Raw genomic sequence first — 17,784 nt, 5'->3', positions numbered from 1 at the left:
GTGTGGTTGTGACGTGGGTGGCCAGTGGTCAATGTGACGCACTCGCTGTCCGAGCTCTTGAGGAGGAGGCTTGGACATCTCGATAATGCGAATGGCTTCATCGGAGCGCACGGCGCGACGGTGTGTCTTGTGGGGAGAAAGCCGGACAAATGGTCGATATTTTTTCCAAAAAGGAAGGCCCGCGTCGTGAGGATGTCGTAGCCAAACGCATCATAGGCGAAAACAGGGAAACAATTCACCGTCTCGCGGATCAGATCAGCAATGGCGGATTTTCCAAATCACGCGCTGCGATGGCGCAAGCAAAAGAAACTCCCAAGCCCGACGGTCTCAGCATCCATATTCTGGGAGACACCAGCAAAGCGGTGGAACCCAAGCCGGTATTCAAGATCAGTCTGAACGACCGGGTCCTGATCATGGACGCGAATTCTGGAAAGCAACTTATGTTCCTGGGCGAGATGCGCCGTAAAGACAAACAGAAGTACTTTGCGCTTGCTACCAAGGAAAACGGTTTTTTTGCTCCCTTGGATGACGAGACGCAGGACTGTTTGCGTGATCTTGACGGTGTGATCATCGAGACCCGCGACATCGAGGACAAGTTTTCCGACGTTATGAAAGTTCGACTGGGGTTATGAAAAAACTCCTATCGTTCGCTGCTTTCTCCTGAGCAGGAACGCCATTTTTGGCTGCACCTTGTGGAAGAGATTTGATGCGATCAACCTACTTCAGCCCCAGAAACCGCAAAGCGTCAGCCCAGGCTGCTCTGGCCAGTGACAACAGACAACGCGATACCATGCGTGCGTGGGAAAGTTTCGTCGAGCGTGGCAGAGCAACTGCGGATATAGAGAAATCAGTGCGCGCGGAGATTTTGGATTCCTGGGCCCGCTGTACCGATTCCGGTATCAATGCCCTGTGCCGCTCAACTCCCCAGAAAATGAGCGAGGACAGCGTTCAAGAGCTGCGACGCAAGAATCGTGCTTTGTGTCGCGCGGCAAAATATGCGTTCCAACGTTTGGCTCCGCATCTTCTTGAATCGCGCGCGATCCTGCTGCTGACCGACCAGACCGGAACGGTCATTGAAGCCACCGGGGACGCCAAAACGCTCGACACCGGGCGCGAGATTGGCCTGGAAGTTGGCGGCGTTTGGGACGAAGACGTGATTGGTACCAATGGCATTGGCACAGCATTGCGCACAGGCATGCCCACTTACGTCCATGCCTCGGAACACTTTTGCCAGGGAATAAAGGCCTGGACCTGTGCCGGCGTGCCGATTTTTGATCCGCTCGACAGAACGGTCATCGGGGTTGTTGATCTGTCGGGCCCACCCGATATCTTTCGCCGCCACAATGTCGCGCTTGTTGTCGCGGCCGCACGCGAAATCGAAATTGCCCTGGCAGAACATCAGCGTGACGAACGCACGTCTTTACTGGAAGCCTTCATTGATTTGCCAAACCCACGAGACAAGGAAGATGCCATCGTGCTTCTGAACGAATCCGGGCGCATTGTGTACAGCAAGAACACTGAAACCTTCGGGGATGGCCGCGCCGATGATTTCCTTATGGGGCGGCAATTGGTGAGCCTGGGCCCTGAGATGTCAGACGGTGAAGTGGCCGCCGCATTGCCGCCCGGTCTCACCACCAAGGCGATCGACATTTTGAAGTCCGGCGCCAGCATACAGGGTGCGGCCCTGATCCTGCCGCCAAAAACATCGGCTGCGAAAATGCCCGTGAATCCGAGTGGTATCAGAATTTCCCCGCGCCGTGGTGTGGAAGAGCAAGAGATTCAGATCATCGGCGAATGCCCGAAGATGCTGGAGACAATTGAGTTTGCGCGCCGTGCTGCAAAGGCCAATGTAACGGTTCTGGTGCAGGGCGAAACCGGTGTTGGCAAAGAGCTTTTTGCGCGCCTGATCCACAGTCAGAATGCACGCCAGAACGCGCCTTACGTGGCGGTCAATTGTGCTGCCATTTCGGGCGAACTTATCGGTGGAGAACTATTTGGGCATGTTGCGGGCGCTTTCACCGGGGCCTTGAGGGAAGGCAAGCCGGGGAAATTTGAGCAGGCAGACGGCGGTGTACTTTGCCTTGACGAAATTGGCGATATGCCACTTGAGCTTCAGACATATCTGCTGCGCACGCTGGAGCAACGGGCAGTTTACCGGGTGGGCTGCAACAAGCGACGCGCCGTCGACGTGCAACTTGTTGCCATCACCAACCGCGATCTGCGACAGGACATCGAAAAAGGACGTTTTCGTCGGGACCTTTTCTATCGCATTGGCACCATCATAATCGACGTCCCGCCCCTGCGCGAACGCGGCCAGGATATTGACCTTTTGCTCAGTCACTTCAATCAAAAGCTGTCGCAAAAATTTGACCGTGCACCACTGGTATTCGACCAAAAGGCACTGGCTGCCTTGCAGGATTATCAATGGCCGGGGAATGTGCGCGAATTGCGAAACGTCATTGAAAGAGTGTGCCTGTTGCATAATGACACTGTCGTGACGCTGGCAGATCTTCCCAAGGACATCACCGAACCGGATACCAGTTTTCTTGCAACCGGTTCCAGAAACTACATGAGTACCGACAAAATGGATCTGGATCAGATCGAGTCTCATGCCATTCAGCGCGCCATTACGAATTCCAATGGAAATCTCACAAAGGTTGCGGCGTCATTGGGTATTTCGCGCCCGACGTTGTACCGGAAAATCAAACAATATGGGTTGCACCGGGGAAAGTAGAAACGGCCTTATTTTCAGCATGAAATCGTGCCGGAAGACAGTCAACAGCCACCGCAAAGAGTGGCTGTTTTAGCAGCGATGCCTGCGCTACGGAACGATCACGCCCCGACCTGTAAAGCGCCGGTTCTTGAAGTCATCGATGCCCTTGTTGATGTCATCAAGCGTATACTCGGTGTAGTGCATCTTGACCAAACCGTCTGCATTCAGCTCCATCAGCTCAACCAATTCCGTGTAATCGCCAACGAGGCTGCCACCGATCTTGATCTCGTTGATCACCAGTTCCAGCGTTGGAATCTCGATGGTGCCGCCATAGCCAACGACAATCAGTTCGCCGCCCTGCCGCAGCAGTTTCCAGCAGATGTTTTCGACACCCAACTCACCAACGAAGTCGATGACAACGTCACTGCCACCACCGGTTGCTTCCTTGACCTGCTCGATCAGATCGGGCCCGCCATCCAACACGATATCTGCCCCCAATTCCTTGGCCAGAACCTGCGCGCCCGGTTCGCGGTCCACGGCAATGACACGCGCGCCACAGAGGTTTTTCAGGCATTGGATCGCAATATGGCCCAAACCTCCAACGCCTAGCACCGTCACATAAGCCCCCGGATGGACCAGACCCGCAGCCTTTTTGGCGGCGCGGTATGCTGTGATGCCCGCATCTGCCATGGGGGCGACCTCCAGCGGGGTGATGTTCGTGTTCAGCTTGATGACGGAGCTTTCATTGGTGATGAAATACTCCGCAAAGCCACCATCCAAGCCAAGCCCCGGAAACAGCCCGTGGTCACAATACATGTCATGACCGTAGCGACAGTTGAGACAAATACCACAACTGCGGTGCGGGTGGCAGATGACCGCATCGCCCGCTTTCACTGACGTCACATTCGAACCGACCTCTTCGACCCAGCCGGCATTTTCGTGCCCCATGACATAAGGCAGCAATCCGCCATCCGCATCCATCACGTCTTTCCATACCCCTTCGATGATATGCAAATCCGTGCGGCACAGGCCCGCCGCTCCCACTTTGACGATGACCTCGTCCGGGCCATTGACCGTCGGCGCCGGGACCTCCTCGATCTTGAGCTGAACGTTCATCTCGGGGTCGTAATCGTATAGCCTCGCAGCTTTCATGTCCTGTTCCTCTTTCTTGCTGGACAAGGACGCGGCATTTCTGCCGCGCTCACATTCTGGTTAGGGTCGGCCCAACAACTCGGCGCCACCACCCAGGGCTGGCCCCTCTGTCGGGTCGGCCTCCCCCTCCTCAAGATCACCCACAAGGGTCTCAGTGGTCAGGATCAGTGTCGCAACAGATGCTGCATTCACCAGCGCGCTGGCCGTGACCCGAACCGGATCGATGATGCCTGTTTCAAACATATCGACGAAGATGCCGCTATTGGCGTCATAACCGCGCCCGGGCTGACCATCGGCAACCGAGGCAATCACCGCCGTGGGATCCGCCCCTGCGTTACTGGCAATCCGCTCGACAGGGCGCGTCAAAACGGACCGTACAAGATTGACCCCTGTGCACACATCGCCATCGTTGCCCGAGACAAGGTTGTCGAGAGTAGATCCGATTTGCGCCAACGCCGTCCCGCCACCGGCTACGACACCATCCTCGAATGCTGCTTTGACGGCACAAAGCGAGTCCTCGATAAGCTGTATCTTGCGTTTCTGTTCCACCGGCGTGAAGCCGCCCGCATAGATCACCGCCGTACCGCCAGACAGTTTGGAGACCCGTTCGCGCAACTTGTCCTGCTCGATGTTTGGCGGTGCGACATCATGCTGACGCTGAACCTGATCGCGCCGCGCCCGGATCGCATCCGGATTCCCTTCACCCCGAATGATGCTGGTGAATGATGAACTTACCTTGACCTGTTGCGCACCGCCCAATTGAGCGAGAGTGACATTTTCAATCTTCTTGCCCAGATCGCGGGCCAGAACCTCGCCATTTGTCAGTATTGCCAGATCATCCATCATAGCGGCACGCCAATGTCCGTATTCCGGCGGATGGACGATCAGATATTTGCCTGCACCACCAGAATCCATCAGCGAGATCACGACCTCGGGTGCGATCTCTTCGGCAACGATCAGTAAGGGTCGGTCCTGCTCATCGGCAATGTCGCGGGCGTTTTTCAAAATGTCAGGGCTCAGGATTTTCTGATCGGTCAGAAGGATCAGGGGGTTGTTCAGAACCGCTTCCATATTGTCCTGATCGGTCACCATGTGATGCGAAATATATCCTCGATCAAAGGACATGCCTTCGACAACCTCAAGCGTCGTATTAATTGTCACGGAGAAATCTGCGCTGATCACGCCATCCTTCCCCACGCGGTTGAAAGCTTCCGCCACAAGCGATCCCAAATCCGCATCGGTGGCAGACACACGCGCAACGGCATTCAGGTATTCGGGGTGGTCGTCACAAGACCGCGAGGAGCGATCCAACCCTTCGATGATGCGTTCCACAGCCAGATCAATGCCCTTGCACAGATCGACAGGTTTGACCCCCTGCTCGGTTATCTTCACCCCTTCCTGTATCAAGGCATTGGCCAGAACGATGGCTGTCGTGGTCCCATCTCCGGCGACTTCATTGGTTTGCATCGACACTTCCCGCACGACTTGAGCGCCCATGTTTTCAAAACGGTCAGGGAGTTCGATTTCCGATGCAATCGTGACCCCATCTCTGGTGATCAACGGCGTGCCAACTGGGCGATCAATCATCGCGTTCAAGCCCTTGGGGCCCAGCGTCGGTTCCACTGCCGCCGCCAGTTTAGCAACTCCGCGCGCAAGAGCAGCCCGGGCAGTACCGTTATGTGTCAATAGTTTAGCCATGTTTATCTCCCTGCCAGAGCATGATCCTCTGGTCGTTTTGTGGTATTAAGTACCGTTGCCTTGCCGGAACCCGATCAGGGCGCCGCCTGCCGCTCTGGATGGATTGGTTCGCGTGGCGGCACCCGGTTCTGAATGAAGTCAATCAGCGTCGGGCCCTCCGCTCCGATCTTGACTTCCTTGTACCTAGTCGACTGCAACCCACGGCAAAGCGCGCCGTTGAATTCCATGTTGATCCGGACCCCGCGCAGCCGCGCCAGATAGTCCCGCAACCCTTGCGCGCTCAATGGCGCACCCTCCCAGGTGACAAACGCCAGATCATCTGATTGCGTGGCCAGGCCATGCGCCAGAAGAATTTCGCGATACCGTGGTTTTTGCCTGGCTTCTTCCTGACCCTGGAAGGCAACCCTGTCGAAGATCTCCAGGGTCATTCCAACGATGTCCTCACCGGTGAAACCACGCGCCTCAAGACCGAGAAGCACCGTTTCCTGACGACGGATGAATGCCTTCTCCTGAAATTTCAGGCGCACGTTGTCCAGATCGCTACCATCGCAATACTCCGCAAAAACATCGGCGAAATCTCTGGACCCGTTCACACCGTCATTCACGCGATCTGCAAAGCAGTGGTCATTCAATGTCACCCTGATGTTCTTCACCCAGGGCAACTTGCTGACGGCGATACGCACGTCGAAGCCCATCAGAAAAGCAAAGTTTGGCGAGCACCAGTAGGTCGGAAGTCGAAAATCGACTTCCACCTTTCCGCTGCTCTGATCCACATCAATTCGCTCGACAAAACCCATGTCTGTGATCGGTTCGTCCAGCTCGGGATCTGTCACCTGGTCCAGACAATCCCAGACTTCCGCTTCCAGCTCCGTTCTGTGAATTTCTGCAAACATCGCGTCACTCCGCCGCGATCTGCACAGGTGCCGCACTGAGCTGCTTTTTCTTGGCCGCGACGTCGATGTCGTAGAGCTTGGCCGCATTCAGACCGAGAATTTTCTCCTTGACCTCATCGGTGAGCTGCACGCCGCCGCGTTCGGCTGAGATGTCTTCGGGAATCTGGTACTCCCAAAGCTTTTCAACCAGCCACTTGGGCGTCCAGATGGCATAATCTGATCCGAACAAAAGCTTGTCTTCGCCGACCCACCACAGAAGCTCAGCCATCACCTCGCCGAAGTAGCGTGGACGGGAATGGATAAAGGGCAACGCCACGGCAAGACCGCCGTAGACATTGGTTTCCTGCGTGGCGATCCAGCAGAAATCATCCAGACGGGGCAAACCGCAATGCTCGATAATCCAATTGAGGTTCTGGAAATCCGTCGCGGCATAGTCCACGTCGTGGACATCAAAGGCATCCTTGCTCAGCGGAATGATCGTTGGGCCCTTGTGAACATGAATGTTCTTGATGCCGAGTTTGTCACAAAGTTCAAAACACTTGTAAGCGGCCGGATCGTTGAGGGCCCAGCCCTTGCTTTCGCCGTTCCATTCAGCGGTGTACATTTTCACACCCTGAATATCGAAGGTTTCTTTCATGTAATGAATGTATTCCAGGGCTTTTTCGCCATCGCGCGGGTCAAACGAGCCGTTGATGATGAACCGCTCCGGGTGGCGTTCTGCCATCGTTGTGCTGCGCTCGATGCTGGAAAACCCGTTCTTGTAGAAATCCTTCAGGTAGGTCGATTGGATGATGGCCACATCATCCGGGCCGTCGATGAAGAGGTCCCGGTACACATCGTCCTCCGTGTACTTTTCGAACCGATCCTTTTCCCACAACTCCTCGGGAGGGCTGAGATTGGTGTGATAGGCGTAAAAGCACTCGATGAACTGTTTGCCATGCACATTGCTCTGGTTTTCGGCGCTGCCGTCCCAAAAATGGGTGTGGCCGTCGACGATGAAGATTTCCTTGCCGTCCTTGGTGACAAACATCTGTACCTCCTGGGATATTTCGAATGGTGATCTTGGAAATTTAGGTAACAAACCCGGTGGGTTCCGGGTTTGTCAGGCTGGCATTCTTATTCGATATACTCGAACACATCGTCCATATTGCCGAAGAGCACGACGGTGTTGTCATCCACCCGCACCATCCGCCCATAGTGGGTTGATGTATTGACCTCGAACGTTTCAGCCGTCATTTCGCGGCCCAGATACTCCCCGATCTCATCCATTTTGAAGACCAGTTTGCCCTCCCCATCCACGCGGATCGTCGCGGGGTTATGGGTGACGGTAACTTTCGGGTCCTCGTCCATGAATTCCGCGATGGCGCGGGCTTCGACCGAGTCGTTCATTGTCACACCGCATTGATGTGAAATCGTTTGCTCAAAGGTGATATCCTTCATTGATTTGAAGATATTCTGCTTTGTTGCGTCGCGAGCTATTGTTGACATTGCTGGTACTCCCTTCAATCAGCGGGTCAGGCCGAGTTCATTCAATATCTGTCCAAGACGCTCGTGAGAGACGGCTTTGACATCTTCGAATGAGACCGGTTTGGAATGAGGTTGCGACCAGATCGGCTGCAGCGCGGTCGCGGCTTTGTCCGCCAGGTCACCGTGCTTTGTCACCCACGACTGCAAGAGGCCCTTGTTGTGGGCACCATGCTCTTGGTCGTTCACCAGCAGATACATCAGGTCGATGGCATTGGCCAAATTCCGTTCGTAATCCGCTTCAGCGGCCGAAATCACCGGTGGCGTAATGAAATCATTGTTGGCTGCGGCCGCCTGCATCAGGAAACCTGACCGGAACAGCTCGCCCACCAAAGGCTCGAAGATCAGATTTATGGCAAAGTATTGCTCAAGATAATCTTCGCTGCCCATGATGCTCTCGATCGCTTCACGGGTTGGCTGCCAGAGCGGATCTTCTAGCCAGGTCTTTTTACCCAGATCGTCATCCCAGCCTTCGATATCCATTCCGATTTCGGCCAGATAGAGCGTGATGTCCTGCGACAGGCGCATCTTGTAGGATGAATTCGTCAACGTCGCATTGTTGATCATCTGGGTATAGCCATACCGCTGCGCTTGCATCAGCGAGGTGCCCAGCCCGAATTCTGCGTGCTTCCAGGCACCCAGATGCGCTTGCAGAATGCGGTTCCATACCTTGTCAAAAGCAGCCGGCGCGCCAGCTTTGCGCGCGTTGCTGATGACCGATTGCACCATCGAACAGATCTTTGATTGGCGCTGGTAATGGGTGCGTTCCCATTCCTGATCCGGGGCTCGGAAAGCATGCCAGTTCGAGCTTTTTAGCGCGGTGTAGTCTTTCTGGTAAGCGCCGCCGCCCTTGGCGCCGCCAAAGTCGATAATCCAATCCTGGATCAAGTACCGTTCCGGATCAGGTTGCACGTCAACGGTGACGTCTTCGTAATGTGTGGCGCGTTTGCCTCTGGGTTCAAAGTAGTTGTATTTGCGGCTGGTTGACCCGACAAATGTGGCTGAACCTGCAGCGCCGGACCCGACAGAACTTGATGTTGCTACCATGGTAGCCTCCCTTGGTTGGTTAAATTTACGCGACTAGCGATCAGCCCTAAAACTCAGTGGAGAGCCGATGAACCGGAAGTTGGCGTAAACTTGTCGAAGAAAATTCGTTCGGTTTCGAACCCGTTCATAAAGAGAACCGGGGTGAGTGCGTCGATCATCGGGGGAGGTCCACAGGCGTAGACATCGCCTTCTCCGTCGATATCCAGGTCCTTCAGGCGACGATCGACGCACTCATGCACAAATCCGCGCTCCCCCTGCCAGGTGCCATCTTCCTCCGCGTGGCTCAGCACGGGGATGAACTCGACCTGCGGATGGGCATCGGTCAGCGCAGCAATGTCGTTCAGTTTGAACAGGTCATCCTGCGTGCGCGCACCGTAAAAGAACATCACGGGGCGATCCTCGCCGCTTACCAGATGATCGTGAAGAATAGACCAAACGGGCGACATCCCGGACCCGGCTCCCACCAGAATTACGGGTCCGTCTCTGTCTTCGCGTCGGAAGCACATTCCGTAGGGTCCGCTGATCGCGACGGAGGCGCCTTTTTTGATGCCTCCGGCGTCGAGTTCTCCTGAGAACTTCCCTTCCGGGTATTTTTTGATGATGAAGGAGAGTTTTTGGGTTTCGCTCGGCGGATTTGCCATGGAGAACGAGCGTGTAATCTCCTCCCCCGCTTCGGTGGTAACCGTGATGTCGACATATTGGCCCGCCCAGAATTTGAGCGGCTTATCAATTTCAATCTCTACGCCGCGAATGTCATGGGTGAGTTTCTGGAAATCAACAATACGCCCGTCAAAACTCTTTACGGGGATGGATTTCGACAAAAGCTCCTCATCGTAATTCAGGAGATCAATTTCCACGTCACTGTAGGCGATGGCCCGGCACATCAGGATATGCCCCGTCTCCTTTTCGTAATCACTCAGCGCGAAGGTCGAGTATTTCAGCATCTCGGTTTCGCCGTCGTTCTGGACGCATTTGCAAGCGGAGCACTGCCCTTCTTTGCAGCCATGCGGCAATGCAATGCCCTGACGGAACGCCGCATCCAGAATTGTCTCGTCCTCCTCCACCTCGAACTCCACACCAACAGGTTCCAGTCGGACGTTGTAAATCTCACTCATTTTTTAGTCTCCTGCGATCCAGAGCTGCGCGCCGGATCTCGGTTCAATAGTGGGTTGCCGAGGCCGCAAAGGCCTCGACAGGTGCTTGTTTAATTGCAGGGATTGATGGTGAAGCCTGCGCGATAATCCGCGAGATGGGCTTCGCGATCGCTTGGAGACATTGCACGCAGGGCGTTGAGCGGTGACCCCAACGTATGTCCACGCACGTGATCAAGCGTCCACATGTCCTTGTTGTCAAAGCGCAGGTGCGGCTGCGGCACCAGCGTTTTGCCATCCTCCCGGACAAAGTTCAGATCGGTGATCGCATCCGCCAGATCCCAGCCATCGTAAACGGTTTCCCATTCCCGCTTGCCTGAGAACTTGCCCATGGCCGGTGTCGGACGCCCCTGATACTCGTCAGCAAAAGCCTCAACAGCCGTCCAACGGTCCAACTCATGCGCAAAGGTGTGCAGCTGACCATCGATTTCGTCCACGACGGTGTCTTCACGGATCAGACAGGGTACGAGGCAAGACCAGCAGCGGTGCGGATAGACATAGCCTACGTCCTCATTGAACGTGATGACCTTCTGGCCCGGCACGCTCAGTTTCGCATACCACTTCCAGAACTCGCCAAACTCCGCGTACCAGCCTGGATACTTGTGCTCGAACCATTCGAAGTCTTTTTCGGTCTGAGCCTCAATCCGCCAGAAGTTGACCGGCCACCCCACAGCGAAGAACTGTGCGACCTTGTGGACGTAACTTTTTTCCGTGATCCGCTTCCAGGCTTCCTGGACATCATCGTGGTGGATTTTGACGCCATATTTTTCGAGCGGCAGCATATACGTCCGGTAGTAGTCCTCGAAAATCCAGCGATGCCACATTTCCGCATAGGATTCCTTTTCCTTGTCGCGGTTTGTGGTGCCATATTCGATGAATGTGCCAATCGCAGCGTCGACGATTGCGTGGTTCTGCCAGAAGGCATACCGCAGATCACGCTCCAGAAGCAGATGGTTCTCCGGCTCCTTCAGCGCTGCCATCAGCAGGGAGTGGCCGTTGCCGATATGGCGACTTTCGTCCGACTGGACCGACAGGAACACCGTAGGCAGCGCATAATCACCGTTGCGCGCAGCCTCAGAGGGCATCGCCACAAAAAGCGTGTTGGTGAAGGCTGTTTCGGCTACAACCGTCAGATACATGCAGGCTGCGGTCATCGTATCACCGGTGATGAAACCTTCGCCGAACTGACGACCGATCGTGGTCGCATAGCACTTACCGAAGGCTTCTTCGGTGATGTCAAATCCGGCGGGATCGATGTAGTTTTCCATGTACCACTTCTTCAGATTCATCTGAATGGTGGAATGCCGGAATTCATCGACCATCTGCATGGTGAAGCCTGTGCGCAGGTCTTCACCCGGCGCGAGCCGCGCGACCATGGCCATCGACCGGGCCGCAGAGATTTCCGGGAAAGGAATGATCGCCAGGAACAGCTTCATCCACTCGATCCAGCGCGGCTCGACATTGGCAAACATGTCGCCCCGCAAGGCTGCATCCAGCGCACCGTAAACCCGGTTGTCCTTTTCTTCTTCCATCGGGAAGTAGGACCGAAGCACCTGTTTCATCGGATCGCGTGGAGCTTTGGTGATCTTGTAATCTGTCGGAAAGGTATTGGCTTCCTGAACGTAAGTGGGATTCCAGCCCAGATCAGAAATCTTCTTGGTGGCCTCTCCCACCGAGATACCCCGTTGGGAGGTAATCTTGTTTAGCGTTATCGCCATGCCATGAGTCTCCTTGTGTTTTGACCGATTGGATCGGCCGGTTGGAGGCAGCACATGCTACCGATTGTTTGACGGGTTCCGCCGGCAAAGCGCGGCCGAAAAACCAGTCGTTCACGTCACGGCAAAGGTTGGAGGGATAGGCCCACACACGCCTGCCCTATCACCCCTACAAAGGGCCAGCCGGCGGATCGTGAGCGGAACGTTCTCCCTGTTCCTTCGTTCTTGATGGCTTCCATTTTCCTGGAAACACGGCGTTATGATTGGGTAGATGCAAGTTCCGTGCCAAAAACCGGAAACTGCGGAAATAATTTCGAAAAATCCTCACACTACCGCATAATATACTGTAATTATTATATTTTTATTTTGGAAATTTTGCGCATTCGCCATTTCAGCTTTATGGCTTGGCCTTCAGAATGCTCTGACTGTGTTTTGTTTCATTACACAGCGTTACACCCTTCGCGCGGCGTTACACTTTGCTTTACATATGCCTCAGACGCTGCTTCGCGCGCCGGAAACTTCCCGCCATAGACGCTGGCGATGACGGCTGACAACCGACGGGTTGGGGCAGATTGCCTCAAACGCACCCATCCGATGGACGCGCGTTTCTCCCGCAGAGGGGAGCGCGTTTCGGGTCAGCGATTCGGAAATTTACGAGACGTAATTTCTCCACATCTCATGCTGTGTGAACTTATGAAACTATCGACGTTACACCTCGTAACGAAGTGAAACGAACCGCAGCGCGCGGGTCAAAAAAACTTTCATTTCGCAGTCTTGAGAGCGCCAAGTCTTCTTTGTGACGAGACCACGAAGTGCTAATCTCTGGTGATCGGACGTCGTTTTAAACGTGCGGGGTTTTGATCAATTCATCGTGGCAAAACAGTGCGCTTGGACGCCTGAACTCGGAGCTCTGACGCTTCGCGAATTCTTGCTGGTCACTGCGAAAGGGTGAGGGATGGAAGAGGTGATGCGGATCGAGGCTATGTACCGGGACGCTTACGTGAAAGGCACCGGATCAATTGGGGCGATTGGTGCGCGGCGCGGTCGACATACTGTCCCAAATCGCAGAGATGTCGCAGCTCATATGTTGATGCGTTTCACGCAGTATTCGTTCGCGCAGTTCCTCGTCAATAAGGGCAAGCTGTTCCTGCGTGCCAACAAAATTTGCAGGTTTTGGATCGGAGACAGCCTCGGCAGCGGCCTTCGCCAAGCGACTATCAGCCCCGGCAATCCTCTTGCTGGTCTCACTCAGCGCCATAAAAAATCGCAGTGTCGCGTCTGTTTTCATAGCAAAACGCTCCCGCATTCGATGATTGTCAGATCATAGGGGGCAATTGAATGACCGGTCAATCCAACACACTCGACGGTCTTTTCCAGAAACGCATGTCTTTGATCAGCGCCTTGTCCCAGGCCAATGCCGATTGTCTGCGTGCGTTACAAATGCAAAGCGGAAACAGCATCTTGTTGTTGATGGAAGAGCCCTGCCCTTCCGCAACCACGTCACAGGACAAGGCAAACAACGAAGTCGACGCATGTCGGGCGCGCATCGACAGGCTGGAAACAGAGCTATCTGAACTGGATCAGAAGATCGAAAAAGCGGCAGTTAAGGAGGCTGATCATGGGTGAACAAAACACATCCGGATTGAAGTTGTTTGATCTGCTTGCACGGGAGTGGACGCTGCAAGAAGCGGTGGTTCAGGTTGCATTCAACGAGGAGGATACGGCAGTTCTTTTCCGGCTGGCCTCGGGTGCTGTCGCGTTGGCTGCACAAAAAGACAGCGAGAGCCCAAAAGTACGGACACGTATGGAACTCGATACCGGGCGAACAACGATCAAGCCGCGTGAAAACCCGATTGCACCTCTCATTTCGCCTCAGCTTGTTCTGGATCCCGATTTGCCTGTCGCGCGCTTTGGCACTCAGGGGTTTGCGGGTGTCGACGCGCAGGGAGCTATTGTGCAGATCACTGCTGGCGGCCAGATCATAGAGAGGGGCAAACCCGGCGACAGCATCACGTCAATCTGCAGCAGCTGCTCCGGGCATCTACTGTCAATTGCCCGGGACGCGCAGCTGACTTTGCACTCTCTGCCGGATATGGAGGTCCTTGCGGAAATTGCTCTCGACCACCCGGTGACCTGCCAATCAATGTCTGCTGACGGTACGAAACTGGCCGCCTGGGGCAAAGGCACCCTGAGCCTCATCAACCTACAGGGAACCTCAGCTGACGCCTGCCATATTCAATGCGCTGGCCCTGTGACCGATATCGTCTGGAATGAAGCAAGCGGTCATCTCGCTTGCGCCTCCAGTGACCGGAGCTTTCATATCATCGACCTTGCATCGCAGCACGTACAGCGTGTCGAAGGATACCCCGCGCCCGTGCGCTGTCTTGCCTTCAGCGAAAAAGGAAACGCTCTCGTTACCGCTGGTGCATATCGTCTGGCCGGATGGTCCAGCGTCGATCTGCCCCATGATGATCTGCCGGGCACACCTTTGAGCACAGGCAAACCCGGTCTGGTGGTGATCGACACAATCGCTGCGCACCCCACTCTTGATCTGATCGCTACCGGCTATGCCAACGGGCTTGCTGCCATCTCGCGCGTTGGCACACCTGAAGAGATGATGTTGCACCATGAAATGGGCACAAGCATCAGCGCTCTGGGCTGGTCGAAAACCGGTGAACACTTGGCCTTGGGATTTGCATCCGGCAAGGCCGCGATCGCCACCTTCCCCGCACAATTGTTCAAGTAAAACCCCAATCCAAACTGGAGACACCAATGGAACAAAAGCTTTCCAAAGAAGAGATCAACAAGGACAGGCTGTTTGCAAAACTGGCTGAGTTATCTGAGGAAATGGTCGAGGATCATGGAAAGGATTTCGCAATGGGCGCTCTGGTTCTTGCCGCGCAATGGATTGCAAAAGGGGAAAGCGGCCCACCTCAGACCGGTGCCCGTCACTGAAGCCCATGTGACAAAGCCGGTGTTGCGTCAGCCGCGCCATTGGCAAGGCTCCAACGCAGTTGGTCCACCGCAATCTCGGAGATTTGCGAGGTCCACGCACCCAAATTCAAGCCATCTTCAGGCGCGAGATGTTTTGAAACGGCATCCAGATCTTCGCGCAGGTTTTTTTGAAGCACATGAGAATAGGCACACATTTCCTGCAACCGAAACGTTACAAACCAGTGGCAATCGCTGATCTCACGAAAGCTGTCTTGCGAACTGTCGATTGTGGGCGTGCCTGGTGGGTGAAACGAGGTGTGCACCGCAGTCCCGAGAACGGCTTTGACGCTGTTGCGCCAGTTTTCATATTCGCCGCTTTGATCAAACTCCAATCCCGATCTGTAAAGTTGTTGACTGACCGTTCTGAACGCCCGGCCTCCGGCAATGTGGCGACGCCAAAACTCGTTGGCTTCCTCAACCGTGGCGCATTCAACAAAACGCCGCGCGAGCTTGGGGCGCGACAGGAACGCGAGGGCCATATCCACATTCTCCGAAATCGACCGGGCGATTTGCATCGAGGGCAGCGGCAGTTGTGTCAAAAACAACAAACGTACAGCATCAAGCTGTTCGATCATCCGGAAAGTGACGGCATGCAGGGCTTCCCATTGCTGCGGTATCAATCGCATGCCATCCAGCCGCATTGCGATACTTGCGCTGTCACTCAACGAGGCAACCCAGATGACAGCCTGGTCAAACATGAACACGCCATCGATCGGAACGCTGTCGATTTTATCGTTGCAATGATCGATCGTACGGTAGCCTCGCAAACGGCATATCGTGACGCGCCACGCGGCGTCCAGATCCAAGCCTCGCGCAGACCACATCTGCCTGGTGCGCGCCAGCAATTGTGGCGATACCCCCGCGTAGTATCTTTCCAGCGAAACCGGCGTGTCTGTCTCAGACGGCGTTTTCATGCGTCAGTTTTCCCAACCCTGTCGATGTCAGCCTATCAGAGGGCCGCTTACGGGCAATGGCCCGCATCACATCATCGCAGCAACTATCATGGTTTCGGGAGGCATCTGCGGCCCGACAGTGATCCATGTCGATGAATTTTTCGCAGACGCGCCACCAAAGCCAGCGCCTTAACAAAACCATGATCGAAACACTTGCGATCATGCGGATGAACAGAGTTGAAATGCACAAATTTCTGTCGGATGCCGCAGAGAAAAACCCGTTTATCGAACTTGAAAGTCATAAGGATTCGACACCCGGACAGGCAAGCTATGATGTCGATGCGATGTCGACTGATCTTGCAGATGTGAGTGAGCGTGGAATTTTCCAGCATGTTGTCAAACAGTTACCCTACGTTTGCACCTCTCCGGGCGACTTGGAAATTGCGCGGGCCTTCTTGCTGGAACTTGACCTTAGCGGTTGGTTGAGCGTGTCGGTCGAAGAGATCGCGGAGAAATATGCCTTGAACGCGCCAGATTGCGCAGAAATGCTCGTCCGATTGCAAACACTAGAGCCCGCTGGTCTTTTTGCTCGAAATCTCAGGGAGTGTATCAGCCTGCAGGCACTTGATAGAGGCCAGCTGGACGACATCATGCGGCGCATTATTGTTCATCTTGATGAGCTGCGGTGTTTCGATCCGGAGCACTTGGCAAAGCGTATTGGCTGCAACACGTCAGACATTCTCGAACGTGTCCGCCTTATTCGACGCATGGACCCAAAACCCGGCGCGCAGTTCGATTTTCAGGAAGCGCCGCGCAAAACCGATGACGTGACAGTAGCTGTCGTTGATGGGAAATTGACTGTCACCTTGAATAACTTCAGTTTCCCGTCCGTTCGAGCTCTGCATCTAGACACGACCAACCATCGCAGTGGACCAAATACCGAACGACTGCGGCACTTGGTTCAAGAGGCCAGATCGCTCAAGAAAGCCTGTGAACTTCGCAATGCAACGACTCTTTCCCTGGTGACCGCGATCTTCATCCGCCAACCGGATTTTCTTAAGGCAGGGTTTGCTGCGCTCCGCCCCATGCGCATGCGCGATCTGGCCAGTGAAATCGGTGTGAGCGAATCGACAGTCAGCCGAATTCTGCATGGCCTCACGATACTGTGCTCCCAAGGTAACGTACCCGCGCGAGCATTGTTCTGTAACGCGCTCACTTACGGCAACGAAACACAAACCAAACACGCCGCATTGCAAAAAATCCGGCAATGGGTTGCTGCGGAAGATCAGCAAACGCCATTGAAAGATGAGGAAATTCTAGCGCGTTTTCAGAAACTTGGGTTTTCAATCTCAAGGCGAACGATCAGCAAATATCGCAACGAGCTTGGTCTGGTGTCCCCTCGCCTTCGGCGCAAAGCGGCCAAGAAAGCACCGCGCAATGCGCGTTTGTGAGGTTTGACTAGGCTTGCGACCCGCTGCGTCAGTCAATGGCGAATACCTCGTTCAAAGCCGCCAAACTGGCCTCGGCACTGAGCTTTTGACATGGGCGTTCGCAGGTCTCACAAAGCGCTTCGAGACGGTCTCATGTATGGTTGATCGCCACCCATGCCCGCTCCACATCTGATCCAACTTGGTGTGCCAAACTCATTTCCACCACTTCGCGCGCTGCATCTGCGACCTCAAGATCCTCGACCAGTTTCTTTGTCAGCTTGCCGGATAGGGCCGCTTCAGAAACACCACATTCTCTACCACTCAGGCTCTACCACTCAGGGAAATAGTGCAGCCATCATCGAAAGAAACGAACGTCATGATAAACGTCGCAATTGCCTGCACAGCAAAGAAAAAGGCCGCGCAACGATACCAAGTAAAACCAATAAAATATGGTAGTGGCGGAGCGACAGGGATTCGAACCCTGGAGACGGTCTCCCGCCTACACACTTTCCAGGCGTGCGCCTTCGACCACTCGGCCACCGCTCCGTTCGCGCGGTGTAGCGCGCCAGGCACA

16 protein-coding genes and 1 tRNA gene are annotated in these 17,784 nt (G+C 54.8%); 6 read left to right on the top strand and 11 right to left on the bottom strand.

Annotated features, from left to right (window positions below; translation table 11 throughout):
- Positions 1-149: 149 nt before the first annotated feature.
- Positions 150-632 (top strand): hypothetical protein, encoded by a 483-nt coding sequence (locus Q0802_RS20025; RefSeq protein ID WP_298921600.1) that lies wholly within the window; start codon positions 150-152, stop codon positions 630-632.
- Between the two features lie 74 nt (positions 633-706).
- On the top strand, positions 707-2,734 hold the full coding sequence (locus tag Q0802_RS20020; protein WP_298921599.1) for a sigma-54-dependent Fis family transcriptional regulator: 2,028 nt from the start codon (positions 707-709) through the stop codon (positions 2,732-2,734).
- Between the two features lie 87 nt (positions 2,735-2,821).
- Here Q0802_RS20020 and Q0802_RS20015 read toward each other — a convergent pair whose 3' ends face one another.
- The 9 genes from Q0802_RS20015 to Q0802_RS19975 form a co-directional block, all read right to left on the bottom strand.
- Positions 2,822-3,865, bottom strand: a complete 1,044-nt coding sequence (locus Q0802_RS20015) for an NAD(P)-dependent alcohol dehydrogenase (protein WP_298921598.1) — start codon at positions 3,863-3,865, stop codon at positions 2,822-2,824.
- A gap of 60 nt (positions 3,866-3,925) precedes the next feature.
- Positions 3,926-5,563, bottom strand: coding sequence for a molecular chaperone GroEL (locus Q0802_RS20010; RefSeq protein WP_298921597.1), 1,638 nt, complete (start codon positions 5,561-5,563; stop codon positions 3,926-3,928).
- Positions 5,564-5,637: 74 nt separating this feature from the next.
- Positions 5,638-6,456, bottom strand: coding sequence for an iron-sulfur cluster assembly protein (locus Q0802_RS20005; protein ID WP_298921596.1), 819 nt, complete (start codon positions 6,454-6,456; stop codon positions 5,638-5,640).
- Positions 6,457-6,460: 4 nt separating this feature from the next.
- Entirely contained in the window at positions 6,461-7,486 is a 1,026-nt protein-coding gene (locus tag Q0802_RS20000) for an amidohydrolase family protein (protein ID WP_298921595.1), read from the bottom strand.
- An 86-nt stretch (positions 7,487-7,572) separates the two neighbouring features.
- A complete protein-coding gene (locus Q0802_RS19995) occupies positions 7,573-7,944 on the bottom strand; it encodes an MmoB/DmpM family protein (protein WP_298921593.1) in 372 nt (123 codons plus the stop codon).
- 18 nt (positions 7,945-7,962) lie between these two features.
- Complete coding sequence (locus Q0802_RS19990) at positions 7,963-9,027, bottom strand: aromatic/alkene monooxygenase hydroxylase subunit beta (protein WP_298921592.1); 1,065 nt, start codon at positions 9,025-9,027, stop codon at positions 7,963-7,965.
- A gap of 53 nt (positions 9,028-9,080) precedes the next feature.
- The gene (locus tag Q0802_RS19985; protein ID WP_298921591.1) at positions 9,081-10,142 is read right to left on the bottom strand and encodes a 2Fe-2S iron-sulfur cluster binding domain-containing protein; all 1,062 of its coding nucleotides are present in this window, start codon (positions 10,140-10,142) and stop codon (positions 9,081-9,083) included.
- Between the two features lie 89 nt (positions 10,143-10,231).
- Positions 10,232-11,896 carry an aromatic/alkene/methane monooxygenase hydroxylase/oxygenase subunit alpha gene (locus Q0802_RS19980; RefSeq protein WP_298921590.1) on the bottom strand — a complete coding sequence of 555 codons (1,665 nt, stop codon included), beginning with the start codon at positions 11,894-11,896 and terminating at the stop codon, positions 10,232-10,234.
- Between the two features lie 1,012 nt (positions 11,897-12,908).
- Positions 12,909-13,181, bottom strand: a complete 273-nt coding sequence (locus Q0802_RS19975) for a hypothetical protein (RefSeq protein ID WP_298921588.1) — start codon at positions 13,179-13,181, stop codon at positions 12,909-12,911.
- 50 nt (positions 13,182-13,231) lie between these two features.
- Here Q0802_RS19975 and Q0802_RS19970 point away from each other — a divergent pair, with 50 nt between their 5' ends.
- Genes Q0802_RS19970 through Q0802_RS19960 form a run of 3 tightly spaced genes read left to right on the top strand, consistent with a single transcriptional unit; the run spans position 13,232 to position 14,848 of the window.
- A complete protein-coding gene (locus Q0802_RS19970; protein WP_298921585.1) occupies positions 13,232-13,519 on the top strand; it encodes a hypothetical protein in 288 nt (95 codons plus the stop codon).
- Positions 13,512-14,639 (top strand): WD40 repeat domain-containing protein, encoded by a 1,128-nt coding sequence (locus Q0802_RS19965; RefSeq protein WP_298921582.1) that lies wholly within the window; start codon positions 13,512-13,514, stop codon positions 14,637-14,639. The genes Q0802_RS19970 and Q0802_RS19965 overlap by 8 nt, the downstream gene beginning before the upstream one ends.
- 26 nt (positions 14,640-14,665) lie before the next feature.
- The gene (locus Q0802_RS19960; protein WP_298921580.1) at positions 14,666-14,848 is read left to right on the top strand and encodes a hypothetical protein; all 183 of its coding nucleotides are present in this window, start codon (positions 14,666-14,668) and stop codon (positions 14,846-14,848) included.
- Here Q0802_RS19960 and Q0802_RS19955 read toward each other — a convergent pair.
- On the bottom strand, positions 14,842-15,801 hold the full coding sequence (locus tag Q0802_RS19955; RefSeq protein WP_298921577.1) for a hypothetical protein: 960 nt from the start codon (positions 15,799-15,801) through the stop codon (positions 14,842-14,844). The genes Q0802_RS19960 and Q0802_RS19955 overlap by 7 nt on opposite strands.
- 131 nt (positions 15,802-15,932) lie before the next feature.
- On the opposite strand from Q0802_RS19955, the gene rpoN reads away from it, so the two are divergent.
- Positions 15,933-17,231 carry an RNA polymerase factor sigma-54 gene (rpoN, locus tag Q0802_RS19950; RefSeq protein WP_298921574.1) on the top strand — a complete coding sequence of 433 codons (1,299 nt, stop codon included), beginning with the start codon at positions 15,933-15,935 and terminating at the stop codon, positions 17,229-17,231.
- 435 nt (positions 17,232-17,666) lie between these two features.
- Here rpoN and Q0802_RS19945 read toward each other — a convergent pair.
- Positions 17,667-17,756 (bottom strand) — tRNA-Ser (locus Q0802_RS19945).
- Positions 17,757-17,784: the final 28 nt, after the last annotated feature.

Origin of the sequence: uncultured Roseobacter sp., from assembly GCF_947495275.1 — a bacterium.
GTDB lineage: Bacteria > Pseudomonadota > Alphaproteobacteria > Rhodobacterales > Rhodobacteraceae > Roseobacter.
The sequence above is the reverse complement of the archived record's forward strand: the minus strand, read 5'-3'. Positions and strand labels throughout refer to the sequence as shown.

What these genes read in the sequence shown, in the direction of transcription:
- Q0802_RS20010 (WP_298921597.1), bottom strand. Translation starts at nt 5,563, where the DNA reads ATGGCTAAACTATTGACACATAACGGTACTGCCCGGGCTGCTCTTGCG.
- Q0802_RS20000 (WP_298921595.1), bottom strand. Translation starts at nt 7,486, where the DNA reads ATGTTTGTCACCAAGGACGGCAAGGAAATCTTCATCGTCGACGGCCAC.
- Q0802_RS19975 (WP_298921588.1), bottom strand. Translation starts at nt 13,181, where the DNA reads ATGAAAACAGACGCGACACTGCGATTTTTTATGGCGCTGAGTGAGACC.
- Q0802_RS19980 (WP_298921590.1), bottom strand. Translation starts at nt 11,896, where the DNA reads ATGGCGATAACGCTAAACAAGATTACCTCCCAACGGGGTATCTCGGTG.
- Q0802_RS19990 (WP_298921592.1), bottom strand. Translation starts at nt 9,027, where the DNA reads ATGGTAGCAACATCAAGTTCTGTCGGGTCCGGCGCTGCAGGTTCAGCC.
- Q0802_RS19970 (WP_298921585.1), top strand. Translation starts at nt 13,232, where the DNA reads ATGACCGGTCAATCCAACACACTCGACGGTCTTTTCCAGAAACGCATG.
- Q0802_RS19995 (WP_298921593.1), bottom strand. Translation starts at nt 7,944, where the DNA reads ATGTCAACAATAGCTCGCGACGCAACAAAGCAGAATATCTTCAAATCA.
- rpoN (WP_298921574.1), top strand. Translation starts at nt 15,933, where the DNA reads ATGAATTTTTCGCAGACGCGCCACCAAAGCCAGCGCCTTAACAAAACC.
- Q0802_RS19965 (WP_298921582.1), top strand. Translation starts at nt 13,512, where the DNA reads ATGGGTGAACAAAACACATCCGGATTGAAGTTGTTTGATCTGCTTGCA.
- Q0802_RS19955 (WP_298921577.1), bottom strand. Translation starts at nt 15,801, where the DNA reads ATGAAAACGCCGTCTGAGACAGACACGCCGGTTTCGCTGGAAAGATAC.
- Q0802_RS20005 (WP_298921596.1), bottom strand. Translation starts at nt 6,456, where the DNA reads ATGTTTGCAGAAATTCACAGAACGGAGCTGGAAGCGGAAGTCTGGGAT.
- Q0802_RS19985 (WP_298921591.1), bottom strand. Translation starts at nt 10,142, where the DNA reads ATGAGTGAGATTTACAACGTCCGACTGGAACCTGTTGGTGTGGAGTTC.
- Q0802_RS19960 (WP_298921580.1), top strand. Translation starts at nt 14,666, where the DNA reads ATGGAACAAAAGCTTTCCAAAGAAGAGATCAACAAGGACAGGCTGTTT.
- Q0802_RS20015 (WP_298921598.1), bottom strand. Translation starts at nt 3,865, where the DNA reads ATGAAAGCTGCGAGGCTATACGATTACGACCCCGAGATGAACGTTCAG.
- Q0802_RS20025 (WP_298921600.1), top strand. Translation starts at nt 150, where the DNA reads ATGGTCGATATTTTTTCCAAAAAGGAAGGCCCGCGTCGTGAGGATGTC.
- Q0802_RS20020 (WP_298921599.1), top strand. Translation starts at nt 707, where the DNA reads ATGCGATCAACCTACTTCAGCCCCAGAAACCGCAAAGCGTCAGCCCAG.